Raw genomic sequence first — 25,125 nt, 5'->3', positions numbered from 1 at the left:
CATTCTGGGGCGCGTAGCTCAGCGGGAGAGCACTACCTTGACATGGTAGGGGTCACAGGTTCGATCCCTGTCGCGCCCACCACGCTTCGCCCTGACGGGCTACGCGTTGCACAGCCACGTGGAGACCTTCAGGGCGAAGCGTGTCCGGCGTAGCTTGAACGAAGTGAAAGCGAAGACGGACTGCCGCCAACCGCGAGCAAGCTCTAAGAGTCGTCAGCTTTCTCCGAATCGTCAATAACTCCGCTATCACCATGTGACCTGATCGCCGCCAAACTCACGCCGGTAACCCGGCCTTGAGCAGGCCGGCCTCGTGGCGTGCCCGGTCGGCCTCGTGCTTGTAGTGCTGGGTCGCGAGATAGCCGGCTACCGAGAAACCCGGCTCAAGCTTGATGACCTCTGCGGCATGCGCGCCGGCCGCAACGGCGTCGCCCATCTGCGCGAAGATGGCGGCGAGGAAGGCGTGATGGGTGAAATCAGGCCGCGTGATCCGCGCGAACGCCTCTGCGGCTTCGGCAAATTTCTCCGCGCAATAATACGCGCGACCGAGGTGGCTCCAGAAGCGCTCGGGGTGGAACGGGTTGAGGCGCATTGCTTTCTTGATCCAGTCGATCCCTTCTTCCGGCCGCCCCAGCCATGTCAGAAGCTCGCCCTGCTGCACCACGACGATATCGTAGTTGGGATTGAGTGCGAGTGCCCGCTCCTGATGGTAGACCGCCCTGTCATGATCGTTGCGCGTCAGGTTCACCGCGGCCAGGATGCGGTGAACGTCGCTGTCATTGTCATCGAGCGCCAGCGCGATCTGCAACTCGTCAGCCACCTGCTGGAAGGTGGCGTCGCGATCTTCGCACCAACCGTAGACCCAGGTCTGACCCAGCACGCACGCCTTCCAGGCGTGGGCGTGCGCATAATTCGGATCGAGCGCGATGGCGCGGTCGAGCAGGATCTGGGCCTGCGCATTGTCTTCACGCCGTGAGCGGTGGTGCAGGACTTTGGCGGCGAGCACGCATTCATAGGCGGCCATGCTGTCCGGCCGCTTGCGGTTCGCCCGTTCCTGCGTGGCGGCCTCGACGCGGCCGGGAAGCGTGGCAACGATCGCCCCGGTCACCTCGTCCTGGATGGCGAAGATATCCTCGAGCTTGCGATCATAACGTTCGGCCCAGACATGCCGGTCGGTTTGCGCGTCGATCAACTGCACGGTGACACGGACGCGATCGCCGACCTTGCGTACGCTGCCCTCCAGGACATATTCGACGTCGAGTTCGCGTGCGACCTCCTGCACCTTTACGGCTTTGCCCTTATGCACGAAGGTCGAGTTCCGCGAGATGACGAGAAGGTCGCGGAAGCGCGACAGTTCGGTAATGATGTCCTCGGTGAGGCCGTCGGCAAAGAATTCCTGCTCCGGATCACCGCTCATGTTGACCAGCGGAAGCACAGCGATGGACGGCTTTCTGGTAACGGACGTCGCGGCAGAGCTATCCTTGCCACTCTCGGTCGCTGCGGTTGCTGGCTCAAGCCGCACCCGAAAGACGTGGATCGGGCGGCTGATATTCTTGACGTTCTGCTCGCCGAGATCCTCAAATGCGATCTCGTCGAGCCGATCACCGACTTGATCGCGCACCGCCCCCGAGACGCATATGCCGCCCGGCTCGGCGAGCACCTCGAGCCGCGCCGCGACATTGACGCCGTCGCCAAAAATGTCGTTTTCCTCGATGATGACGTCGCCCAGATTGATGCCGATGCGGAACTGAATCCACCGCGCCGGCGACACGTCGGCATTGCGCCGCATCATCCTGCGCTGGACTTCGGCGGCGCACAGCACTGCGTCGGCAACACTCTGGAATTCGACCAGCAGGCCATCGCCGGTCGTCTTGATAATGTGACCGCGATTCTTGGCGATGGCCGGATCAATGAGTTCAAGCCGGTGGGTCTTCAGGCGTGCGAGTGTCCCTGCCTCGTCGACCTCCATCAGCCGGCTAAAGCCGACCATGTCGGCGGCAAGGATTGCTGCGAGCCTTCGCTCGGGTCCAGGCGTTTCCATTTTGCGCCTCGCTGGCAGGCAGTCTAGCAGATTTGCCGTGCCGGCCAAGACTGGACGGCCGCCAGCCTCATCCCAGTCGATCACCCACTCTAGATTGCAATTATGAGGTAAAACTTCGAAGGAGCTCGTCTCACGCTCGATGATCGGGCAACGCCAACAAGCCTGCAAGAACCGTCGGCGCATTGAGCACCGCGAACTTCTCGCGCGGGCTCAGAAACCCTGCCGCCTCCTCGAACGTTTCGGCATCTTCGATCTTCGCGCGCGCGATCGCGAGATGCGGATCGACGTCGCCGCGCTTCCGCGGCTTTTGCCCGGAGAGGTTGTTCAGGTGTGCTTCGAGCAGGCGAGCATCGTCGAGCAATTCGCGCAGCGGGCAGGGGAGCGACGAATGCGGCGCGCCCGCGAGCTCATTGGCGCGCGCCAGCACCGGCGGCGGCGCCGTCTGCTCGGGGGTCCTGAACAATCCGGACCGGCGGTTTGCACCCGGCGACGACGACAGCATTGCGATCGGAATGGAAAGCAGCAGCCCGAGGATCACCGGCGTCATCCACAGCAGCAACGACAGCGACACGGCATAGGCGCTGATGGCCATGGCGATGCCAATCAGTGTCGGCACTGAATAGGTGCCGAGGATGTCGCGCTGCGCGACTGCGCCGTCGTCCCGGCGCTGAACCTGCCATCCTGCGTCGCGGCCGAACAGGATTTCGCCGACAGCGGACGACTGGAAGATCATCATGACAGGCGCAGTCAGACCGGAAAGGATTGTCTCGGCACCGATGCCGGCAAGCACCAGCAGGCCGCCGCCGAACTTCCTGCGCGTGTCGCGATCGGCAAGGAGCACGATGAAGGCCAGCAGCTTCGGCACGATCAGCATTCCCATCGTGCCTGCAAATACCCATGCTGCCAGGACAGGATCCTGCGCCGGCCATTGCGGAAACAACGAATATCCTTTCGGAAAATACTCGGGCCGTACGAACTGTGCTTGCAACGAGACCAGGATTCCGAAAACAAGAAAGATCAGCCAGAGCGGCGCGGTGAGGTACGACCCGATCCCCGTCAGCAGATGAAGCCGCGAGACCCAGTGAAAGCCGCGGGTTGGCAGCAGCGCCAGGTGCTGCAGATTGCCCTGGCACCAGCGACGGTCACGCGCGGCAAAATCTGAAAGCGTGGGCGGAGATTCCTCGTAACTGCCGCGGAGCGTCGGCGCCATGTGGATGGCCCAGCCGCCGCGTCGCATCAGCGCCGCTTCGATGAAGTCATGGCTCATGATATGCCCGCCGAACGGCTTGCGTCCGCTGAGTTCGGGTAGCCCTGCATGCTGCGCAAAGGCGCGGACGCGAATGATGGCGTTGTGGCCCCAGTAATTGCCTTCCGAGCCATGCCACCAGGCGATCCCCGCGGCCAGCATCGGACCGTACAGGCGGCCTGCGAATTGCTGCCAGCGCGCGAACAGCGATCTTGCATTGACGATGACGGGTAGCGTCTGAATCAGTGCCACCTTCGGATGCGCCTCCATCGCGGCAACGAGCCGAACGATGCTGTCGCCCGTCATCAAACTGTCGGCGTCCAGGATCAGCATGCATTCATATTTGGAGCCGAACCGCCTGACCCACTCCTCGATATTGCCCGACTTGCGCGCGGTATTCTCAGGGCGGTGGCGATAGAAGATCGCGGCGGCGCTGCCGACGTCCTGCCGAAGCTTGAGGAAACATTTTTCCTCGGCGATCCAGATCGCGGTGTCGGTGGTGTCGCTAAGCACGAACCAATCGAATTGCGCACCGTGTCCGGTCTGCTCCACCGATTCGTAGATCGCGCGCAACCTCGCCAGCACGCGATAGGGATCCTCATTATAGGTCGGCAGCAGCATCGCGGTGCGGCTGTGGATCGCGGGCAGAGGCGCACTGGCGTCGATGCCTAGCTCATCCTTCCTTCTCATCAGCAGCACGAAGAAACCGCCAAGCGCCGACATGAAGGAGAAGGCGATCCATGCAAACAGCAGCACGAACAGCGCAAGGATGATCGACTCCAGGACCGTGACACCTCCGACCCGGAGCACCCGGTACATCTCATAACAGCCTGCCGCGGTCAGCATCGCGGTGCCGGTCAGAACGAAGGCGCGCCGGATCCACATCGGCGCAAAATCGGACGCCGGCGGCGGCTGGAACCGCCGCAACGCCTGCACCGTCATATCCGTCGGCGATTCCGGAGGAAGGAAATCGGTCAGCGGGATGTCCCGCTTTCCAGGCGAACCGCCGGCCTTCGTCAAGGTGTCCATCGATAAACCCAGACCTCCGATACCGCCTCCTCGTTCTGCACGAGCGATGCGCGGAGTTCGACCGGGGTCTTTTCCTTCAACAACTCAAAGCTCAATCGCCAGCCGCCTGTCGCCGGGTTTGGCTGGGTAACGATGTTCTGGATTTTCGCCTTCTCGGCCGTCACGACACCGCGCAAGCTTTTCGGATCGACCGATTTCAGCCGCTCGCCGGTCACGTCGAGCACGAAGAGCGTAGCGTTGTCGCCTCGTGTGCCGATCCCTGTCCGGGAAAATCGTGCCAGTGACGTCGACTTTGGAGCATCCGGCCCCCAGTGCAAACGGTAAGTGTAGGTGTGCTCGCCTTTGGCCGGCAACGCCGCTTTGGGGCGCCAGAATAATGCGATGTTGTCGTGAATCTCTTCCTTGGTCGGGATTTCCAGCAGCTTCACTTCGCCTTCGCCCCAATCGCCGATCGGCTCCGCCCACAGGCTTGGCCGGCGCTCGAAATTCGATTCCAGGTCCTGGTAGGCGGCAAAATCCTTCTGACGCTGCATCAGGCCGAAGCCGCGTGGGTTGAGATCGGCAAACGAAGAGACCTGAAGGTCGCGCGGGTTGTGAAGCGGCCGCCAAAGTTCCTCGCCGCGGCCGTTGAAAACCGCCAAGCCGTCTGAATCATGGACCGACGGACGGAAGTCTTCGACGTCCTTGCGGTCGTTCGGCCCAAAGAAGAACATGCTGGTCATCGGCGCGAGGCCGGCTTGTTGCAGATCGACGCGCGGATAGATCGCCATTTCGACGTCGAACACGGTGGTGTCGCCCGGGCGGATGGTGAAGCGATAGGCCGCGGCGGCGCTCTCGCTATCGAGCAACGCGTGCACGACGATGGAGTTGGCGCCCGGCGCCGGCTTCTCGATCCAGAAGGTCTTGAAGAACGGAAATTCCTCGCCCTTGGCTTCGCCGGTGTTGATGGCGAGCCCCCGCGCCGAAAGGCCGTACAATTGTCCCTTGGCAACGGCGCGGAAATAGCTTGCGCCGAGAAAGACGCAAACCTCATCATAATAGTCCGGCTTGTTGATTGGCGCATGCAGCCGAAAACCGGCAAAGCCGAGATCGACGGCCGGGCCGGGCGGCGCCAGCTCGCCGAATGAAAACAGGTCGGGCCGGTAGGCGATTGGTGCCGCCTGGCCGTCCTTCACCTCGAAGATGTCGACGCGGTTCTTGTAGAAAAATCCGCGATGGAAAAACTGCACCTCGAACGGTAACTTTTCGCCGCGCCATAGCGCGCGGTCCGGCAAGAACCGGATCGCCCGATACCGGTCGTAATCGAGATTGGTGAGATTGTCGGGCAGCTTCTCGCTTGGCGCCTTGTAGGCTTTGCTTGCGAGGTCGCGCGCCATTTGCCGGACGATGGATCGATCGAACGGCGCAGGCTGGGCGCGGGCGGCGGACAAAAACCCGGGCGCTACGCCGGTTGCCAAAGGTAATGCGGAAACAGCGAGGAAATCCCTGCGATTCACGAAACAACCTCGCGGTTACTGATGCGGACCATCGGCAACGCAGTGCATATCGGACGGTTCCCCGCGCCAGAATAGAACTGCTATTTTTTCCCGATTGCCTAAGATCCGGTCACGAGCGCGCTAGCTTCGCAGCGTATGGCTTATCCGCGTGACCACGTTGTCCCACTGGCGTTTTTCGGAGACGGGATAATTGATCATGACGCAGTTCAGGGTACCGTTGCCGCGGTTGCAGCGGTTGTACCAGATCCGGTCCTTGCGAGTGCTGGACACAACGAAGAAATCAGATGTGATCCGTTTATAGATGATGCCGGCAGGCGACCGCATCTTGGCCAGGAACGTGGCGGGCGAATCGTTGTCGGGGTTGGGAACGGACTGCACCGTCAGGTCGGCGCGGCGGTCGTCGGTGAAAAAGCGCCGTCCGGTGCCGCCTTCCGGCGGTCCGGCGTCGACGGTGAAGATCGAGACCGGCATGTCGACGCTGGTCCCGGTGCTCGCGATCACGTATCGCCGCCATTCGGCGTCGCCGGCAAAGGCGAGGATGGGAACGAAGCTCCAAGCGACGATGGCAGCGCAAAGGTGTAGCAGACGCATGGAACGGTCTCCGGTTCGATTCGAGACAATCGATTCCATCGAGGTTCGTTCCAGCTCCGGACATTTCTAGTGCGCAGCCCCGCCCGCAAGATGCTTGCCGGCGATGTATCCAAACGTCAGCGCGGGGCCCAGCGTGATACCGGCGCCGGGATAGTTGCCGCCCATGATGCTCGCCATGTCGTTGCCGGCGGCGTAGAGGCCGGCGATCGGCTGGCCGTGTTCGTCGAGCGCGCGGGCATGCGCATCGGTCTTGATGCCGGCATAGGTGCCGAGATCGCCGACCACCAGCTTGATCGCATAATACGGTCCGTCCTTGATCGGCGCGACGCAGGGGTTCGGCCCGTGCAGCGCATCGCCCTGGTAGCGGTTATAGGCGCGTGATCCCTTGCCAAATGCGGGATCGCGCCCTTCCTCGGCCGAGGCGTTGAACTCGGCGATCGTCGCTTCGAGCCCCTGTCGGTCGATGCCGGTTCTATCAGCCAGTTCAGCCAGTGTTGCGCCGCGCTTGAGGTAGCCGGTGGCGAGATGATGGCGCAGCGGCATCGGAAACGGCGGCACGCAGCCGAGGCCGTATTTTCGCAGCGCGCGGTGATCGCACAGCAGGAACGCAGTGATCTCCTCGCCGGGTTTTGCAGCCTTCACCATTGCCTGCACGAAGTCATGATAGGAATTGCCTTCATTGGCAAAGCGCCTGCCGTCGCGCATCACCGCAATGACGCCCGGTTTCGCGCGATCGATGAAATGCGGCATCACGCCCTTGGAGCCGTCCTTGCGTTCGGTGATCGAGACCGGCACCCAGGCAGCCGCGTTCGGCAGCGTATCCTCGATGCGGCCGCCGGCGGTCTCTGCCAGCCGCAATCCGTCGCCGGTGTTGCCGACGGGGCCCGGCGAAAAATGCTCGGCCCCGGTGGGCGCGTGCGCAAACATCGTCTTGCGCCTCGCTGTATCATGCGGAAAGCCGCCGCAGGCGAGCACCACGCCGCGCTTGGCGATGATGCGCACCAGCTTGCCATGGCGCTCGACGATCGCGCCGCGCACCGCGCCATCCTCGACGATCAGCTCGTGAACCGGCGAGGACAGCCACAGCGGAATTTTCAGGTCGAACGCGGATTTCGCCAGCCGCCCGGCCAGCGCATTGCCGTTGGTCAAGGTCATGCCGCGGCCGTGGCGCATCACGTCCATCAAATGCTTCGACAGGCGTTTTGCGACGTAGACCGCCGAAGTCAGCGATTTGGTCGCCCGCATGAAATGGATAATCTCCTTGCCGGAGCCCAGCATCATGCCGAACACGGTGAGTTCGGGGAGGGGATTGCCGAGATCCTTGATATGCTGGCCCAGCTCGCGGCCATCGAACGGCCGCGTCACCATCGAGCGACCGCCCTGCGCGCCGCCAGGGGATTCCGCGTGGTAATCCGGAAAGGTCAGCGGCATGTCGAACTGCACGGCCGTCTTGCTGGTGAAAAAGTCCACCGCCTCGGGACCGGCGGAGAGAAACGCATCGACGCGCGCGGCGTCAAAACTGTTGCCGGCCTCGTGGCGCAGATAGGTCCGTGCCTGATCCGGGCTTTCCTCGATGCCCCACGCTTTCGCCAGCGAAGTGCCGGGAATCCATAGCCAGCCGCCGGAGCGGGCGGTAGTGCCGCCGAAGCGCGGCTCCTTTTCGACGATGAGAACGTTGAGCCCGTGATGCCCCGCGGTGACCGCTGCCGACATCCCGGCACAGCCGGAGCCCACCACCAGCGCGTCGCATTCGTAATTCTCTTGTTCGTTGCCAGCCACGCGCTCCGCCTCGTTTCCGTTTCTTGGGCAGACATTTGGGTTGGGATCGATTGGCCTGTCAATCGCGGGCGTTTCTCCCTTCTCCCACAAGGGAAAAGGAAAACGCGCGCCGCCGTGCATCCAGGGAAGGGCGGCCCCCCAAGTTAAGCGCTTGCGCGGCCCCTGCATCGGCGGCACATTTGCCGGTGCGACATCAAGATCGCCAAGAATTCGTCAAGAACCAGTATCCGAGGAACCCTGATGGCGGCCACGCGGATCGACTGCGACATCCATCCCGCGGTGGGCGGCACCCGCACCACGCTCTTGCCCTATCTCGACGATCACTGGAAAGAGCAGGTCGTCAGCCGCGCCATCGACGGCCTCGATCTCAACTCCTATCCCCCCAACATGCCGTTCTCCGGCCGCGCCGACTGGCGGCCGGCCAATGGCAAGCCGGGCAGCGATCTCAAGATGGTGCAGCGCGGCGCGTTCGACCAGCTCGGTTCAAGTCATGCGATCTGCAACGTGGTCTACGGCGCACAGGCGGTGTTCGATTCCTACATGGCGGCCGGTTTCTGCAGGGCGATCAACGACTGGACCGCGGCCGAATGGCTTTCGAAGGATTCAAGGCTGAGCGCCTCGATCGTGTTGCCCTTGCAGGCGCCGGATCTGGCGGTGGAAGAAATCGAGCGCAGAGCCAGCGACAATCGCTTCGTCTCCGTGCTGGTGCTGGCGCAGGGCGAAACGCTGCTCGGACGCCGGCACTACTGGCCGGTCTGGCAAGCGGCCGCAAAACACAAACTTCCAGTCGCGATCCACGCCGGCAGCGCCTATCGCACGGCGCCGAGTTCGATCGGCTGGCCGTCCTATCGCTACGAATATTATCTGGCCGAAGCGCAGGCGTTTCAGGCCCAGGTGCTGAGCCTGATCTATGAGGGCGTGTTCGGCAAGTTTCCCGATCTCAAGGTGGTGCTGATGGAGTCGGGCGTGAGCTGGCTGCCGGCCTTCATGTGGCGCGCCAATAAGACCTAGCGCGGCGTCCGTGTCGAGGTGCCCTGGGTCGAGCGCGAGCCGGCTTCAATCATCCGCGACCATGTCCGCGTCACCATGCAGCCGTTCGACGGTCCGCCCGATGCGGCCGGCGTGGCCGATGTCATCGAGCAGATCGGCTCCGACAAGATGTTCCTGTTCGCATCCGATTATCCGCACTGGCAGTTCGACGGCGACGATCCGATGCCGCCGCATCTGCCTGATAGCATCGTCTCGCGTATGTGTGCCGACAATCCGCTGGAGACCTTTCCGCGGCTGAAGCTCGCCGCGTGAATACAGCATGATCCGGAAAAGTGGGTACTGGTTTTCCGAAAGATCATGCTCAAACAAAGAGTCTACGCACGGAGGATCGCATGAGTGACGTCATCGACCGCCCCATCCTCGGCGAGGAAGCCGCCGCGCAAAGCCGGCTGCGCATCATTGATTGCGACGTGCATCCGAGCATTCATGCGCATTCGGACATCGAACAATTCATGCCGAAGTGCTGGCAGGAGCATTTGCGGACCTACGGCAGTCATCTGCGCACGCCCTATATCGGCACCACGCCCTATCCGCGTTCCTCGCCGCTGATCGCGCGCCGCGATGCCTGGCCGCCGACCGGCGGGCCTCCGGGATCCGATCTCGATTTCATGCGCAAGCAGCACCTCGATCCGCTCGACATCGAGTACGGCATCCTGCAGGTGCTCGATCTATTCATCTTCTCGCAGCAGAATCTGGAATTCGGCGCCGCGATTCAGCGCGCCATCAACGACTGGCAACTCGCCCTTTGGTCCGACCGTGATCCACGGCTGAAGGCTTCGATCCTCGCCGGCCAGGACGACACAGAGTTCGCGATCGCCGAGATCGAGCGCTGCGCGAAAATCGGCCGCTATGTGCAGATCAACGTCTGCCCGCGCGCCAACGAGCCGCTCGGCCGCCGCCGCTATTGGCCGATCTATGCCCGCGCGCAGGAGCTCGGCCTGCCGCTCGGCATTCATGTCGGCGGCTATGGCGGGCATGCGCCGACCGGCGGCGGCTGGCCGTCGTATTACGTCGAGGAACACCAGTCGAACGCGCATACCATGGCCGCGCAGCTCACGAGCCTCGTGCTCGAAGGCGTGCCAGAGCGCTTCCCAAACTTGAAGATCGTCTTCATCGAGGGCGGCTTCGGCTGGATTCCATCTGCCACCTAGCGCATGGACCGGCACTTTGAAGCGTTCCGCAGCGAGGTGCCGCATCTCAAGCGCCGTCCGTCCGAATATGTGAAGGAGCATTTCTGGTTCACGACGCAGCCGATCGACGAGCCGGACGAAGCAAAACATCTGCGCTCGCTGATCGAATGGGTCGGCGCCGATCGCCTGCTGTTCTCGTCGGACTACCCGCACTGGGATTTCGATGATCCGCGTTATGCGTTCAAGACGCCGCTCACCGAGACCGAGCGCCGCAAGATTTTTAATGGCAACGCGCGCGCCCTCTACAAGCTCTAATTAACGACAGGATCACATGGCCCGCCACATCGTCGCCCGCACGTCCGATATCCCGCCCGGCGGCAACAAGGTGTTCGGCATCGAGGGCCGCGACATCGTCGTATTCCACGTCAATGGCGAGTTCTTCGCGCTGCTCAATCGCTGCCCGCACGAGGGCGCGCCGTTGGAAAAGGCTGCCTGCGTCGCGCGGCTGACCTCGCCGGAACCCGGCGTCTACCAGCGCTCCCGCGTCGGCGAGCTCTTGCGCTGCCCGTGGCACGGCTGGGAATTCGACATGCGCAACGGCCAGTCCTGGTTCGATCCGAAACGGGTGAAGGTGCGCTCCTATCCGGTCGCGGTCGAAAGCGGCGAAGAACTGCAGAAGGGGCCATACGTGGCCGAGACGTTTCCGGTCCGTGTCGAGGATAGCTACGTCATCATCGAGACGTAGATTGCCTACCACGGTTCGCAGGCATAACTCCCACCACGTCGTCCCGGCCTTGAGCCGGGACCTACGCTGCCGGCGACGGACCGAGCTGTGGCCTCATCGCGCCACAGGTCTGACATCGGTGGTTATGGGTCCTGGGTCGCGCTTCGCTTGCCCGGGACGACGGGAAGTGTGAGCCCATCGATCATCGCACCCACGATGGTCGCAATCTCCTTTCGCAATGCTTCGACCGGCACCGCGATCAGCTTCTGCTCGAGCCCGAGCAGCACCATGCCGTGCACGGCCGAAAAAAGACTGCGTGCCGTCACGCCTAGTTCGCCCTGCGTTCGTTCTGGAAACAGCGTGGCCAGCGGCTGATAGATGTGTCGGAATAGATTCATCTGTTCGCTGATGGCCCATTCCGGCACCGGCTTGCCCGGGGCCATGCGATGCTCGAACAGCGCGCGCCACAGTTCGAGATTTTCGGCGGCGAAATCGCAATAGGCGACCGCGATGCGGACCAGCGTCTCACGAGGGGAGGGCGGCCCTTCGGCTTCGGCAGACGTGAGCGTGGCGTCGAGCCGCGCCAGCGTGTGCGACCCCACGCGCAGGATCAGTTCGTCCACGTCTTCGACGAGATTGTAGACCGCGCCATTGGCGATGCTGATGTCCCGCGCCAGATCGCGCGTTTTCAGGCCCGCCAGACCCCCTGCGGCAATCCGTCGCTCCGCCGCTTCGATCAGGGATTCCCGGAGTTTGGCCCGTCTTTCCAGTGCCTTAGACATCATTTCCCGATCTTGAGCGCCGCTCAAAATAATTCTTGAGCAGCGCTCACGGTGTTGCTACAACCCTTTCATGAGCAGTGCTCATAACACAGGGAGCTACCGATGTTCAAAACTGTTTTGACGCTTTTCCGGGGCAGTGTGGCTGCCGCGGGAGAAGAACTGGAAGACCGTGCGGCGCTGCTCATTCTCGATCAGCAGATGCGCGATGCCGCCGCGGCGGTCGAACGTTCCAAGCGCTCGCTGGCGCTGGCGATCGCGGGCGACCAGCAGGAGGGTCGCCGTCTCGACGCCACCAACGCCCGTATCGCCGACCTCGAAGTCCGCGCCACCGCCGCGCTTGATGGCGGAAGGGAAGATCTCGCCCGCGAAGCGGCGCAGGCAATCGCCAATCTCGAGGCCGACCGCGATGAGCGATGCGACGGCCGCGATCAAGCTCGGTAATCCGCGCCTCGGCTGGCAACCTGGCGCTTCATGCGTGTGATTTCAGACGCAAACAGCGTCCGCGCGTCGCGCGTCAGAAGCAGTGCGCGCGCTGCGAAGGGGCGGGGTCGAAGCCGCATGCCCTTACGAATCCACGCTGCCGGAAGCGGAGAATACGCTGAAGCGTCTGCGCGAACGGCAGATCGAGGCCCAGGCCGCCGCCGACGCCCTGATCGAACTCGATGCCGCCAGCGGCCCGCTGGCGACCGCCGAAAAGCTCGCCGAACAGGGCTTTGGGCCACGCCTGAAATCAACCGCGGACGACGTGCTCGCGCGGTTGAACGCCAAACGCACAAAAGCTGCCTGAAACTGAACCCGATCGATTAAACCCATATCAACAGGAGATTATCATGAACCAGAACGTCCAACCCCACAGCGGTGCCTGGGTTACCTTCACCTACATTTCGTTTGCCGCCTCGGCCTTCATGGTCGCTGTCGGCGTGTTCTTCCTGCCGCTCGATCTCTGGATCAAGGGCTATCTCGCAATGGGCATTGTGATGCTGGTGCAGTCCTGCGTCACCCTGACCAAGACCGTGCGCGACATGCACGAGAGCGGCAAGCTGGTGAACCGCATTGAGGACGCCAAGGCCGAGCGGCTGCTAATGGAAGTTTCCAAAGCCGCGTGACCTGTGGCGCGGTGCTGGCGAGGGCGACGGCGGATGTTTCGGCATCCGCCGTTCGCTCGTCCGCCTTCGCTCTCACCAGAAGCAGCAACTCGCTACCAGGCAAAGCAAAACTGAAAGGGAATGTCCGTGCCTCCTCCTGAAAATAATGATGGCCGTCGGCATCCGACTTCGCTGCGAAGAGCGCTCGTGTTCGTGTTGCTGGGTCCGGCCCTCGGAGTGCTCATAGCCTTTTCAGTGGTGGCCATTGCGATCCGGGGGTACGTCGCCGACCTTTACGGCGTCCCGATAGCGTTTTTGTTCAGTCTGGTTGTATGTGCGATCGCCGGCCCCGTTGATGGAGTTCTGGCTTGGGTTGTGCCTATCTCCTTGAGGGCGCCTTTGACCGCGATCATCGGGGCGGCCGTTGCCGTCGGTCTCGTTCTTTTCTTGGCAGCCCAACTGGGGGGCCAGATGACGCCGCTCCACACGCTGATTCCGATTGCAGTCATCGGGGCGCTCAATACAGGTGCGTGCTCGCTGCTCGCGCACCGTCGCAGCCGGACGACCTGACCCCGCAACGTCAGCCGTTCCCCATCATGGATCATTTAATGCGGCCGCTAAATGCATCGTTTACCCTGCAGCAACCTAAGACTGCATAACTCATAGGTCATTAACTGGCGCTAGCGCAGAAATCCCAAGCAGTCGCACAAATGGAATTCAGGCATCGTACCCTGTGGCGTGGTACTGGCGAAGGCAGGCGGCGGATGCTTTGGTATCCGCCGTTTGCATATCATGTTGGGCGTTCGAAGCGTTCAACACATCGTTTACCTTGCCGCAACCGCGATGCGCCGCAATCATGGGTCCTTAACGGGCGGGGCGCACAAGTCCGGCCCCGGTGCAGGCGGATCGCATGGCGTCTTTCTGGAGCGATAATTCGGCGATACGTCGCGGTCTGATGCAGGTCGGGTCCACCGCCGGCCGGCTGCGCGGTTACGCCGCCTTCTGGCTGAAGGCGCTGCGCCAGCCCACCATCGATCTCACCCTGCGCACCCATACCCGGCTGGTCACGCGAATTGTCGAAGCCCCCGGCCTGTCGCTTTCCGAAGCTGAACTCGACGAGTTGGTCTCGCAACTGCGCGTCGTGGCGGCCAAGACACTGCCGAAGGAGAGCCTCACCTACGGCATCTTCTCCGGCGAGCGCGAACGGCTGTCGCGCGCCATCGTCACGCTGATCTCAGAGGAAGCAACGGGCCGGCCGATTGCCTTCAACGCGCTGTCGATCATGAAGGTCGAGCTCGACGGCGAGCCGGTGGAGGTCACGCATCTCGGCCTCGTGATGGTCGATCCGGATGAGCGGGGGCAAGGGCTCTCCTGGGTGCTGTATGGCCTGACGGCGCTCGTTCTGTTTGCCCGTGACGGCCTGCGTCCGAAATGGATCTCGAACGTCACCCAGGTGCCATCGGTCGTCGGCACGGTCAGCCAGACCTTTTCGGATGTCTTTCCGTCGCCGCATCCGGGCTCGCGCCAGAGCTTTGCGCACCTACAACTGGCGCGCGGCATCATGTCTCGTCATCGCGCCGTGTTCGGCGTGGGTGAGGATGCCGGGTTCGACGAGGCGCGCTTTGTCATCACCAATGCCTATACCGGCGGATCGGACGCGCTGAAGAAAACGTTCGAAGCCGCGCCCAAACATCGCGACGAGCAGTATAACGCCTGGTGCGCGCGCGAGCTCGACTACGCTAGGGGCGACGACGTCCTTCAGCTCGGCCGCATCGACCTCGCCGGTGCCCGCCGCTACGTCCAGCGGGATGTGCCGGCCGGTTCATTGCCGGCGCTGCTCGCGGCCTCCGCCGTGCTGGCGTTGCAGCGGCTGATACTGCCGGTGGTTTACTGGCTCGACGATACGCGTCCGTTCGGCAGCTTGCGGCGTTGGCGAGGGAACGGCCGATGACACCGGGTGAAATGACATCTGGCATGATCGCCGATTCCATCGTCAATCTCTGCGGCGCGATCGGGCTTGGCGTCGCCATGATCACGCTGCACCGGCGCGATCCCAAGGGCCCGCTGACACGGCGTCTTTTGGTCGCGCTCGGTATTATCGCGCTGCTGTTCCAGGTGCGTGGCACCGCGTGGTGGAGCGGCAGCGCGGTGCTCAACAACCTGTCGGCAATTCCGGCCGCGCTGATCCCGCTCGGCGCATTGATCGTCACCGAAGGTATCCTGCGGCGTCATGCCCCGCGCCCGGCCAAGATCGCGCTTCTCGGCGGCGGCATCGCGCTCGGTCTTGCCGGCGCTGCCGGGTTGGAGGCCCTCGCCACGCCTGCCGCCGTCCTGCTCGTGCTGTTCCAGCTTGGTGGCTTCGCCATCTGTGCCTGGCTGCTGGCAACCCGCGACCGAGGAATGCTGATAGCGTCCGAGAATCGCATCGTCGGCCGTCTCGCCGTCGGCGCCATCCTGGTCATCCCTTTCATCGTCACCGATTTCAGGGTGCTGTTTCCGGGTATCCCGGTCAGGCTCGGGGCATTGGGCGCGCTGCTCGTCGTTACCGCGATCCTGATCGCGGAACACGGCGCGGCGACGCAGCGTCAGGCGTTGATGATGACGGCACTGCGGCTATCGAGTTCGGCGCTTCTCGGTATTGCCGCGGCGTTTGTCGCACCGGACGCCGATGCGGCGCAGGTCATGCGATTTTGCGCGATTGCGATCGCGGGCGTTCTCACCATCGGGCTGATGGTGGACGCGCTGCGCGCCCACTTCGAATCCCAGGTGCCCGGTGTTCTCAACTCCGTCGCGGCCTCGCCAGCCAGAACGCGCGACGCGCTGATCGCGGAACTCGCGCATCATCCGATCTTCGAGAGTGCCCGGCGTTATCGGGAGAGCGAACTTGCGGCCTACGATCCTGCGCTGCTGCGCGATTTCCTGTCGAACCGGCGGGTGCTGCGCCGCCCCGACGCGCCATGGGGGCTTGTTGCAGCCGATCCCGCCGTCGAGCGCGTCATGTCACTGATGAAGGCGAACAGCGCGACGCACCTCATCGTCCTGTCGCACGATCCGCTCGACGTCATTGCGCTGGCGGTTCCCGTCATCTCGGCCGATCCGGCTACCGAAACCGCGCTCGCTTTGGTGCGGCGCCTGCTGTCGCTGACGCCGGAAACAGTCTGACGTTCGGTCACGCAATTTTTGTCTTACGATTTTTCGCGCCCGACCTACGAAATGGGTTTTGACTGTGATAAGACCGCGCCCCGTAGCGGTTCATGACAGGGCAGGATGATGTCGAAGCAAGCGATGCGTGAAGAGGCAGAGCGGCTGATCCGCGAGACGATGGAAAAGAAGGCCCTCGTCATCAAGCAGGGCAACACCAGGATCGAGGCGGTTTGCGGCAAATGCGGCGCGCCGAACCGCGTCCAGGCCGAGAAGGGCGCGACCCGCGTCAAATACGCCTGCAAGCAATGCGGCGACAAGCAGGTAACGCTGTAGCGCTCGGTTGTAGGGTGAGCAAAGGAGCATAGCGACGTGCCCACCATTTTAATGCCGCGCTCGCGATGGAGGGCACGCGGAGCCTGTCATCGGGCGCGCGTTGCGCGACCCGTTGGCTTTGCCCACCCTACGATTCCACCGTCCGGCTACTCCCCCTTCACAAATCTGGCGAACGCCTCCGCATAATCCGGATGCCAGCGCGACAGCGCGGGGCGGTTCTCCACGATGTCGCCGATCGCCCACAACATGCGCCGCTCGTCGAGTTGCCGCGGTACGTCGTTGTCCGGACAGAGGATGTAGAAGTCGCCGGCGTCGATGCGTTCGATCATGAAATCGATCGTTTGCTCCGGCGTCCAGGCGCCGGGCGGCTTCTCGGTGCGGCCGCGCGCGGTCAGGGGAGTGAAGACGTGGCCGGGGATCATCAGATGCGCGCTGATCTTGCAGCCCGGCAGGTTCCGCAACTCGTGCTGCAGCGCTTCTGTCTGCGCTTTGATGCCGGCCTTCGAGACGTTGTAGGCGGGGTTGCCGGGCGGCGTCGTGATGCCTTGCTTGGAGCCGGTGTTGATCACGAGACCGGGCCGCCCGCGTTCGACCATGTGAGGTACGAAAACTTGCGTGCCGTGAATGACGCCCCACAGGTTCACCGCGAGAATGCGCTGCCAGTTCTCCAGCGGACCAAAACTGTTGCTGTCGGGGCCAATGCCGGCATTGTTCATCAGGATGTCGGTGCCGCCGAACCGTTTTTGCACCGCGGCTTCCAGGCCCGCAACCTCATCGAAGCGGCTGACGTCGACCGATGCCGTCATGATGTCGTCCGCGCCGCCCCTGGCGACGGCTGCCAGTCTGGCCGCGGCCTCGGCGAGGCGCTCGGCGCTGATGTCGGCGATGCACACCTTCATGCCGAAGCCGGCGAAACGCATCGCGGCGGCGAGCCCGATGCCGGAGGCGCCCCCGGTGATCACGGCAACATGATTTGGCGACATCGCGGGATGGGGCATCGTCATTCTCCGGACAGTTAAGGTATGTATTCGCGGGGCCGACGCCTTAGACTACCATGTACGAAAGACTACCATGTACGAACGGGCATGGGAGGTTTTCGCATCGGCTGCTTTCCGCAAGCCTTCGGCCGCATTACGGTTCATGCCACGGTTATATGTGTGCAAGCATAGCGGCAACCAACCGACTTCAAGGGAGTGTAGACATGGCAGTCACGCAGGCGATTCCGATCACGCGCCATCCTTACGCGGATGGTTCCTACAAGAGGATGCTGATCGACGGCCAGTGGGTCGACGCCGCCTCCGGCAAAGAGTTCGAGACCCACAATCCGGCGACCGGCGAATTGCTCGCGACCGTCGCCGAGGGTGACGCGGAGGACATCAACCGCGCCGTGGCGGCGGCCCGCCGCGCCTTCGAGGGACCCTGGAGCAAGGTCAAGCCGTATGAGCGGCAAGGCCTGTTGCTGAAGCTCGCCGATCTCGTCGAGAAGAATTTCGAGGAGCTGTCGCAGCTCGATACGATGGACATGGGCGCGCCGATCAGCCGCACCCGCGGCAACAAGCTGCGCGTGCTCGGCATGCTCCGCTATTACGCCGGGCAGGCGACGGCGCTGCACGGCGAGACCATCGAGAACTCGTTGCCCGGCGATATCTTTTCTTACACGTTGAAGGAGCCGGTCGGGGTGGTCGGGGCGATCATCCCCTGGAACGGCCCGCTCGCTGCGACCGTCTGGAAGATCGGTCCCGCGATCGCAACCGGCTGCACCGTCGTGTTGAAGCCCGCCGAGGAAGCGCCGCTGACCTCGCTGCGGCTTGCCGAGCTCTGCATGGAAGCCGGCGTCCCGCCTGGCGTCGTCAACATCGTGCCCGGCTATGGCGAGACCGCCGGCGCGGCGCTGGCGTCGCATCCCGATGTCGACAAGGTCGCCTTCACCGGCTCGCACGTCACGGGGCAATCGATCATCCGCGCCTCCGCCGGCAACCTCAAGCGCGTGTCGCTCGAACTCGGCGGCAAGTCGCCCGACATCGTGTTTGCCGATGCCGACCTCGACGCGGCGGTGCCGGGCGCCGCAATGGCGGTGTTTGCCAATTCCGGGCAGATCTGCAGCGCCGGTACGCGGCTGTTCGTCGAAGAGAATGTCTATGACGAATTCGTCGGCCGCGTCGCCGAATTCGGCAAGAAGCTGCAGGTCGGCAACGGCCTCGATCCGGGCACGCAGATCGGGCCGTTGGTCTCGCAGCAGCAGATGGACCGCGTCGCTGGTTACCTCGACATCGGCCAGAAGGAAGGCGCCAAAGCGGTGGCCGGCGGCGGCCGCCTGACCGAAGGCGCGCTCTCGAAGGGCTTCTTCGTGCAGCCGACGGTGTTCGCCAACGTGCAGGACAATATGCGGATCGCGCAGGAGGAAATCTTCGGCCCCGTGATCTCGGCAATCTCCTTCAAGGATACCGACGAGCTGGTCAAGCGCGCCAATGCCACCACCTTCGGCTTGGGCAGCGGTGTCTGGACCACCAATGTCAGCAAGGCGCACCAGGTCGCGAAGGCGCTGCGCGCCGGCTCGGTCTGGGTCAACTGCTATCAGGCGATGGATCCGGCAGTGCCGTTCGGCGGCTACAAGATGAGCGGCTATGGCCGCGAGTCCGGCAAGCAGCACGTCGAGGAATATCTCAACGTCAAGGCGGTCTGGATCAAGACGGCCTAAGACGCTTCAGATCGGTGGATGCGATGGCGGCGGCTTCGGCCGCCGTTGTCCTGAACCTTTTACGAACAAGCTGAAGCAGTTACATGACCGTATCAACACGGAGTTCTGGAAGAGACATGAATTATCCATGGTTGTTTTCGCCACTCAAGGTCGGCCCCTACAGGCTCAATCATCGTCTCGCGTTGGCGCCGTTGACGCGGATGCGAGCGGCGAAGCCGAGCCTCGCGCCGCGGCCGCTGAATGCGGAGTATTATGCGCAGCGCGCGACGCCGGGCGGATTGCTCATCGCCGAAGCCTCGCCCGTGATAGCGACGGGCTTCGGCAGCCCCGGCGTTCCCGGAATCTATACGGAAGCGCAGATCGACGGCTGGCGCGAGGTGGTCGATGCGGTTCATGCCAGGGGCGGAATCATCTTCCTGCAGCTCTGGCATGTCGGGCGCGTCTCGCATTCCTCCTTCCAGCCGGGCGGCGTGTTGCCGGTCGCGCCATCGGCGGTGCCGATCGCCGACCTGAAGACGGGCACGGCAGACGGCAAGGCGGTGCCCTACGAGACGCCGCGCGCGCTTGAGACGTCGGAAATTCCCGGCGTGATCGACGCCTACCGTCAGGCCGCGAAGAACGCGCTTGCCGCCGGCTTCGACGGCGTCGAGGTGCACGGCGCCAATGGCTATCTGATCGAGCAGTTCCTGCAGTCGCGCACCAACCTGCGCACCGATCGGTATGGCGGCTCGATCCCGAACCGCGTGCGCTTCCTGATGGAGGTGACCAAGGCTGTGGTCGAAGTATGGGGAGCCGACCGCGTCGGCGTGCGGCTGTCGCCCTATGGTGTCGCCAACGGCAGCGGCGAGCCGGACCCGATGCCGCTCTACACATATGCCGTCGAACAGCTCAATCCGCTCGGCCTCGCCTACCTGCATTTCATCGAGCCGCGCTCCTCCGGCGCCGGCCGCGCCGAGGTAAACCACCAGAATGTGCCGTCGGCGATGGTGCTATTCCGCCCGATCTGGAAGGGCGTGCTGATCACGGCCGGCGGCTTCACCGGCGAGACCGCCGATGCGGCGATCAGGGATGGCCATGCCGACGCGGTCGCTTTCGGCCGCATCTTCATTTCGAATCCGGACCTGCCGCGCAGGCTGCAGCGCGGCTTCCCGCTGACGCCCTATAACCGCGCGACGTTCTACGGCGGCGATGTGACAGGCTATACCGATTATCCGGAGCATACCGAGCTGGAGCAGGCGTGAACCACAGGCGTCATTGCGAAATCGTAGAAAGTGAACCCGTCATTCCGGGGCGATGCGAAGCATCGAACTACGATGCGCAATTGCGCATCGGAGAATCTCGAGATTCCGGGTCTGGTCCTTCGGACCATCCCGGAATGACGGAGTGTCGTCGCTTCGCTCCTCGCAATGACGGAGTGTGAGAGCAGGACCCGAAAAATGTTTCCTGAAGGCGAGCTGGAGCAAAAGAAAACCAAGGCCGTATCCCTCGGCAAACCTGCCGCGGGCCAATGCTTGTGCGGCAAGGTTGCCTTCGAGATCGACGTGCCGGCGCGCTGGGCTTGGCACGATCATTCGCCGGCCAGTCGCCGCGCCCATGGCGCGGCCTACGCGACCTATGTCGGAAGCTGGCGCAAGCGCTTTCGCATTACCAAGGGCAAGGCCAGTCTCACACGATACGAAGACGAGGCCACCAAGACGGTACGGAGTTTTTGCTCCAATTGCGGCACGCCTGTCGTCTATGAGCGTCCGCGCTCGCCCCATATGGTCAACATTCCTCGCGCGCTGTTCTCAGGCCGCACCGGCCGCCAGCCGCTCTATCACATCGCGATCGAGGAATTGCAGGAGTGGGCCTATACCGGCGAACCGCTGGTGCCGCTGAAGGGATATCCCGGCGTGGTCTGGCAGCGCTCGAAAAAGAAGAAGCGCGCGGATCGTGAGGGGATGTTCTAGAGCGTGGACCCACTACGCGCAGCCAGCCATAGCCGGATGGATGCGAGCTGGACGAAGGCGATAAGGGGCTTGAATCACGGCAAGACAATCCGGCTCAATGTGGCCCGCCAAGGAGCGGGTCGGACGCTATGCACCCGAAAGCGGACCTATTATGCTCACCCTGAGCTTTGTCGTTCTTGCCCCATCTCCGACATCACCCTCCGGCCTCTAGCCACGCGCATGCCCTGAGTTCGCCCTAGGCGATTCGATCGTCACAGCCGTCCAACAAAGTGCTAGGCTGCTTAGGCGTATTTCGAACTATCTTGAGGCTGGACGAGTCACCTGCGGAATAGTCCGCCCACCACACCCCCCACAACACCGTGCACCGCGCCGCCGATCGCGCCGATTGGACCGCCGACACCACGCGAATGGCGAGTACGGCTCCCAGCGCGACGACGGTCTTGATGGCCAGATTTGCTAGCCTCTGCCGCGGCGTTCGTTAGTACCCTGTGCTGGGCGGCGTTGAGGAAGCCAGTCGTAGGGTAGCCGTGCTCCTCCTGCCAGCGCGCGATGACGGCGCGAGTCGATTCGTCGAACTTCCCATTGACCTTGGTCTTGAACCCGAGCTTGGTTAGCCCACGTTGCACTCCACGACGCTTTGCCTTGGTGAGGCCGATCTGTTCCTCGGTCTCCTGAGTCGCTTCGTCGGTAGCTATTGTCGTTTCGGCGGGTGCCAACGTTTCGCGAGGCGTGCTGCTCAGACCAGCCTTAGCAAAGTGCGCGCTGTCGACGATCGCTAGGATACACAATGCTAGGATCAAGGCGCGCATGACCTTTCCTTCGCCCTCAAGTCTGCCGATCGTTCGGTCTAGAAAGTAAAGATACACCGCCCCGTCCTGAACTATCAACGTCCGACGGCGCCACTCCGCTTCGTCGCGGGGGTAACTGTTGCCCGCGGCACACGGTTCCCTAGCATCGCGCCGATTGTTACGCCGCATTGCACGCGGGGGCATGGGTCGGCGCATCGCCCTTGGAGCTTAGAGACGTCTAGAGCCAGCGCCGCTGAGGTCAGCTTCTGGCCCCAAGCCGACCACCCTTCCTCGCTCTGGGCTAGTCTGGTATTGAGGGCAGTCCGGACTTCGCCTCCGCGATCCCCGACCGCGTGACCCAAAGCTAACATTACCCGTCTGGTATCCCGGCCGCGCGCATTCCCTCATACAATTGCTCAAGCCTCGCCATCCAGTCTGGATTGTTGAACCGGAAGACATTGAAGCGGTATCGGCGGATGGTGAAGCTGCTATCCAGCGCCAGGCCGGTCTCTGCACTGTATCGTGCCTCCTTCAGGTCTCCCATCATCGCCAGTGCACCGGCGAAATGAAAATGAGAAAGCGCGTGATTGGGATTGGCCTCGATGCTTCGGCGCAGCCAGCCGATCGCTTCAATGTCGGTTTTGGTCATCAACTTGGCCATCCCGACAAACATGAACCAAAGAAAGGAACGCGTATCGCGCGGGGACACTCGCAGCGCATCTTGAATGTGCCCCTCGACCTCCTCGCTGCGCTCCAGCACATACTTTCCAAGCCCGATGAACCCATGTGCATCGGCTAGATTCCGATCCAGCCTCAGCGCCTGGTGGCATTCAGCGATACCTTTGGCAGCGCGGCACGTCCGAATGTGAACTGCACCAAGGAGCATGTGAGCTCTGGGATGATTCGGCGCACGCAACAACGCGCAGTTGAGCGCGTTCTCTGCGGCCTTGAAATGCACTGATCCGTCATCGGTCATAAAGGATGAACCCATTGATACATCGACCTGAGCTGCGGCAACTGCCGCTTCGATGTTGTCGTGGTCAAGCGCCACAGCACGCACGAAGAAGTCCTTCGCTCGTGCCAAAAACGCGGGCGTCACGCCCTTATTCAGGAAAGCCTTGCCCTGAAAGTATAAATCCATGGCGTCCGGCCGGAGCATCCGTTCTGCGCGCCGTGCTTCGGCCTTAATGAGTTCGGCGTTCAACGTATTTGCGAGCCGGGACACGATTTCGTCTTGCATATCCAACAAGTCGGCAGCCGACTTGTCGAACCGCTCGGCCCACACATGGGTTCTGGTTTGCGTGTCGGTTAACTGGACGTTTAGGCGAAAGCGATTGCCCCCGCGCTGCACCGACCCCTCCAGCACGTAACGGACGTTCAGCTCACGGCCGATCTCCCTCGCGTCTACCGCTTTTCCCTTGAAGGTGAACGCGGTGTTACGGCCGATGACGAATGCGCCGGCGATGCGCGACAAGTCCGTTGTAAGACTGTCGGTTACACCATCAGCGAAATACTCTTGCTCAGGATCGCCGCCGAGATTTGCGAACGGTAGAACGACGATAGACAGGTGCGGCATCGCAGATGGAGGCGACGGTTCTCCAGGGTCGGCGGGTTCGAGCGTCACGTCGATCGAACGGCTGGGCCCGGCAACCTGATTTCCGCTGATTGCCAGCATGTAGCCGCGGCGCGGCAAGGTCCTCAAGGCGGATCGATCCACATCTCCCAAGGCACGCCTGACGTCGCCTACGGCATGGACGAGAGAGTCTTCCGTGACCTCACAGTCCGGCCAGACCTCATCCATGATTTCATCTTTGCCGACCAAACGCCCGGCTCGCGTCGCGAGAAGCCGAAGTAATAGCCAGGCCCGAGGCCGCAAGGGTACGATGTCGCCGCGCCCATCGATCAACAGCTCACGGCCGAGGTCAATGGTCCGCTCGCTGAGAACGATTGAATGCTGCGATGACTCAAGCAAGGCCGACCTCTTACAGGTCTCTTTCCGAAAATTTCGGCAAACTTTCAGGACGCAAGGTCAATTGTACCGCATCATGCGGCGGCTTGGGATAGCGACAGCTTCTGGGCAGCCGATCACCAAATTGTAACGAGAAGGCGCATCCATGATCCGCTCAGTCTTCTTCGCGGCGTCAAGTCGTTCAGTTTTCAGCTTTTTTGGAATCGCCCTATTTGCTCTCATCTTCCCGGCGGTCGCCCAGGGGCAAGACATCAAAATTACCCTCTTAGGCACAGGATGTCCCCCCGCCGTTATGAACCGGTTCGGGCCGAGCACCCTCGTCGAGGCGGGTGAGCAGAAGTTCATTTTTGACGCAGGCCGAGGCGCCCTCCAGCGACTCAATCAGATCAAGGTGCCCTGGCAGGGAATAGATGCCGTCTTTCTCACTCACCTGCACTCGGATCACGTGGTCGGCTTTCCGGATCTGTGGCTGACCGGTTGGCTTGTGGGGCGGCCAGGCCGGGATCGACCACTGCCGGTGCGGGGGCCAACAGGAACCCAGCGCATGATGTCGTTCCTCGCGCAAGCATTTGAGTACGATATCCGGATTCGATTAGACGACGACCGAGCACCACCAAACGGCGTGGTCATTCTCGCCGAGGACATTACCGAGGGTGTCGTATATGAGAACAACGGCGTGAAGATCACCGCGTTCGAGGTGGACCACACGCCGGTAAAGCCTGCGTTCGGCTTTCGGATTGATTACTCCGGCCGGTCCGTTGTGCTTTCCGGAGACACGCGCATCTCTGAAAATCTCATTCGGCACGCCCAGAACGCTGATCTGTTGGTTCACAACGTTGTCTCGCCAGAGACATTCCAGCGCATTGGAGTTCCGCCGGCGCAGGCAGCAAACATCATCGCCCACCACACCACGCCGGAGCAAGCGGGCGAGGTCTTTGCTCGGACAAGGCCCAAGCTGGCGGTGTATTCACACGTCGTGTTGCCAAACGCCACCGAGCAAGATCTGATTCCCCCAACGCGGAGGACCTACTCGGGCCCAGTGGAACTTGGTGAAGATCTGATGGTGATCGATGTCGGAGAGAAGGTTGAGGTCAGAAGACCCGCCAAACCTTGATCTTACCGTGAAACCAGCGAAGTCGTGGTCGAAGGGCTCGAGCCAATTTGCTGCGCCGCATGAGTCCGAATTTGAGGGCAATCCTGACTTGGCATCAGCGATCCTTCGACCGCCGCTTGTGACCCAGGCTGTGTAAAAACGCGGACTTATGGTTGGGCAGCCCGACGAGCTGGCCTTGCA

19 protein-coding genes, 1 tRNA gene and 4 pseudogenes are annotated in these 25,125 nt (G+C 62.6%); 15 read left to right on the top strand and 9 right to left on the bottom strand.

Going from position 1 to position 25,125, the window contains the following annotated elements; all coding sequences use genetic code 11:
* Positions 1-7: 7 nt before the first annotated feature.
* Positions 8-82 (top strand) — tRNA-Val (locus tag KJQ96_RS23440).
* Positions 83-274: 192 nt separating this feature from the next.
* Here KJQ96_RS23440 and KJQ96_RS23435 read toward each other — a convergent pair.
* The 5 genes from KJQ96_RS23435 to KJQ96_RS23415 all read right to left on the bottom strand — a co-directional run bounded on the left by KJQ96_RS23435 (position 275) and on the right by KJQ96_RS23415 (position 8,179).
* Entirely contained in the window at positions 275-2,038 is a 1,764-nt protein-coding gene (locus tag KJQ96_RS23435) for an adenylate/guanylate cyclase domain-containing protein (RefSeq protein ID WP_213288877.1), read from the bottom strand.
* 130 nt (positions 2,039-2,168) lie between these two features.
* Entirely contained in the window at positions 2,169-4,313 is a 2,145-nt protein-coding gene (mdoH, locus tag KJQ96_RS23430; protein ID WP_213288876.1) for a glucans biosynthesis glucosyltransferase MdoH, read from the bottom strand.
* Positions 4,301-5,809, bottom strand: coding sequence for a glucan biosynthesis protein G (locus tag KJQ96_RS23425; RefSeq protein WP_213288875.1), 1,509 nt, complete (start codon positions 5,807-5,809; stop codon positions 4,301-4,303). Before KJQ96_RS23425 ends, mdoH begins: the two co-directional genes overlap by 13 nt.
* A 120-nt stretch (positions 5,810-5,929) precedes the next feature.
* Positions 5,930-6,400: a hypothetical protein gene (locus KJQ96_RS23420; protein ID WP_213288874.1), complete on the bottom strand. Its 471-nt coding sequence runs from the start codon at positions 6,398-6,400 to the stop codon at positions 5,930-5,932.
* Positions 6,401-6,466: 66 nt separating this feature from the next.
* Positions 6,467-8,179 carry an FAD-dependent oxidoreductase gene (locus KJQ96_RS23415; RefSeq protein ID WP_309142458.1) on the bottom strand — a complete coding sequence of 571 codons (1,713 nt, stop codon included), beginning with the start codon at positions 8,177-8,179 and terminating at the stop codon, positions 6,467-6,469.
* A gap of 240 nt (positions 8,180-8,419) precedes the next feature.
* Between KJQ96_RS23415 and KJQ96_RS23410 the strand changes: the two are divergent.
* The 3 genes and pseudogenes from KJQ96_RS23410 to KJQ96_RS23400 all read left to right on the top strand — a co-directional run bounded on the left by KJQ96_RS23410 (position 8,420) and on the right by KJQ96_RS23400 (position 11,104).
* Positions 8,420-9,481, top strand: a pseudogene (locus KJQ96_RS23410) (amidohydrolase family protein).
* A gap of 80 nt (positions 9,482-9,561) precedes the next feature.
* Positions 9,562-10,674: pseudogene (locus tag KJQ96_RS23405) on the top strand (amidohydrolase family protein).
* 16 nt (positions 10,675-10,690) lie between these two features.
* On the top strand, positions 10,691-11,104 hold the full coding sequence (locus tag KJQ96_RS23400; RefSeq protein ID WP_213288873.1) for a Rieske (2Fe-2S) protein: 414 nt from the start codon (positions 10,691-10,693) through the stop codon (positions 11,102-11,104).
* A gap of 122 nt (positions 11,105-11,226) precedes the next feature.
* Here KJQ96_RS23400 and KJQ96_RS23395 read toward each other — a convergent pair whose 3' ends face one another.
* Positions 11,227-11,865 (bottom strand): TetR/AcrR family transcriptional regulator, encoded by a 639-nt coding sequence (locus tag KJQ96_RS23395; protein WP_213288998.1) that lies wholly within the window; start codon positions 11,863-11,865, stop codon positions 11,227-11,229.
* A gap of 102 nt (positions 11,866-11,967) precedes the next feature.
* Between KJQ96_RS23395 and KJQ96_RS42075 the strand changes: the two are divergent.
* The 7 genes and pseudogenes from KJQ96_RS42075 to KJQ96_RS23365 form a co-directional block, all read left to right on the top strand.
* Positions 11,968-12,288, top strand: a pseudogene (locus KJQ96_RS42075) (PspA/IM30 family protein); the annotation flags it as partial.
* A 79-nt stretch (positions 12,289-12,367) separates the two neighbouring features.
* Positions 12,368-12,652 (top strand): annotated as a pseudogene (locus KJQ96_RS42070) (PspA/IM30 family protein); the annotation flags it as partial.
* Between the two features lie 43 nt (positions 12,653-12,695).
* Positions 12,696-12,971 (top strand): YiaA/YiaB family inner membrane protein, encoded by a 276-nt coding sequence (locus tag KJQ96_RS23385; protein ID WP_028350439.1) that lies wholly within the window; start codon positions 12,696-12,698, stop codon positions 12,969-12,971.
* Positions 12,972-13,157: 186 nt separating this feature from the next.
* The gene (locus KJQ96_RS23380; protein ID WP_213288872.1) at positions 13,158-13,520 is read left to right on the top strand and encodes a hypothetical protein; all 363 of its coding nucleotides are present in this window, start codon (positions 13,158-13,160) and stop codon (positions 13,518-13,520) included.
* Positions 13,521-13,905: 385 nt separating this feature from the next.
* Positions 13,906-14,901, top strand: coding sequence for a hypothetical protein (locus KJQ96_RS23375; protein ID WP_213288997.1), 996 nt, complete (start codon positions 13,906-13,908; stop codon positions 14,899-14,901).
* A gap of 11 nt (positions 14,902-14,912) precedes the next feature.
* Complete coding sequence (locus tag KJQ96_RS23370; RefSeq protein WP_213288996.1) at positions 14,913-16,112, top strand: hypothetical protein; 1,200 nt, start codon at positions 14,913-14,915, stop codon at positions 16,110-16,112.
* Positions 16,113-16,220: 108 nt separating this feature from the next.
* Complete coding sequence (locus KJQ96_RS23365; RefSeq protein WP_213288995.1) at positions 16,221-16,427, top strand: hypothetical protein; 207 nt, start codon at positions 16,221-16,223, stop codon at positions 16,425-16,427.
* Positions 16,428-16,573: 146 nt separating this feature from the next.
* Here KJQ96_RS23365 and KJQ96_RS23360 read toward each other — a convergent pair whose 3' ends face one another.
* Positions 16,574-17,425, bottom strand: a complete 852-nt coding sequence (locus KJQ96_RS23360; protein ID WP_213288871.1) for an SDR family oxidoreductase — start codon at positions 17,423-17,425, stop codon at positions 16,574-16,576.
* Between the two features lie 203 nt (positions 17,426-17,628).
* Here KJQ96_RS23360 and KJQ96_RS23355 point away from each other — a divergent pair, with 203 nt between their 5' ends.
* The 3 genes from KJQ96_RS23355 (at position 17,629) to KJQ96_RS23345 (ending at position 21,074) form a co-directional block, all read left to right on the top strand.
* Entirely contained in the window at positions 17,629-19,125 is a 1,497-nt protein-coding gene (locus tag KJQ96_RS23355; RefSeq protein WP_213288870.1) for an aldehyde dehydrogenase family protein, read from the top strand.
* A 116-nt stretch (positions 19,126-19,241) separates the two neighbouring features.
* Positions 19,242-20,366 carry an alkene reductase gene (locus tag KJQ96_RS23350; protein ID WP_213288869.1) on the top strand — a complete coding sequence of 375 codons (1,125 nt, stop codon included), beginning with the start codon at positions 19,242-19,244 and terminating at the stop codon, positions 20,364-20,366.
* A gap of 195 nt (positions 20,367-20,561) precedes the next feature.
* Positions 20,562-21,074 (top strand): GFA family protein, encoded by a 513-nt coding sequence (locus KJQ96_RS23345; RefSeq protein ID WP_213288868.1) that lies wholly within the window; start codon positions 20,562-20,564, stop codon positions 21,072-21,074.
* A gap of 317 nt (positions 21,075-21,391) precedes the next feature.
* Here KJQ96_RS23345 and KJQ96_RS23340 read toward each other — a convergent pair whose 3' ends face one another.
* A complete protein-coding gene (locus KJQ96_RS23340; protein ID WP_213288867.1) occupies positions 21,392-21,883 on the bottom strand; it encodes a peptidoglycan-binding domain-containing protein in 492 nt (163 codons plus the stop codon).
* 349 nt (positions 21,884-22,232) lie between these two features.
* Positions 22,233-23,834, bottom strand: a complete 1,602-nt coding sequence (locus KJQ96_RS23335; RefSeq protein WP_213288866.1) for a winged helix-turn-helix domain-containing protein — start codon at positions 23,832-23,834, stop codon at positions 22,233-22,235.
* 142 nt (positions 23,835-23,976) lie between these two features.
* Here KJQ96_RS23335 and KJQ96_RS23330 point away from each other — a divergent pair, with 142 nt between their 5' ends.
* Positions 23,977-24,945, top strand: coding sequence for an MBL fold metallo-hydrolase (locus KJQ96_RS23330; protein ID WP_249734424.1), 969 nt, complete (start codon positions 23,977-23,979; stop codon positions 24,943-24,945).
* Positions 24,946-25,125: the final 180 nt, after the last annotated feature.

This window comes from Bradyrhizobium sp. sGM-13 (assembly GCF_018398875.1).
Lineage (GTDB): Bacteria > Pseudomonadota > Alphaproteobacteria > Rhizobiales > Xanthobacteraceae > Bradyrhizobium.
Note: the sequence above shows the minus strand (reverse complement) of the source record. Positions and strands in the feature narration are given on the sequence as shown.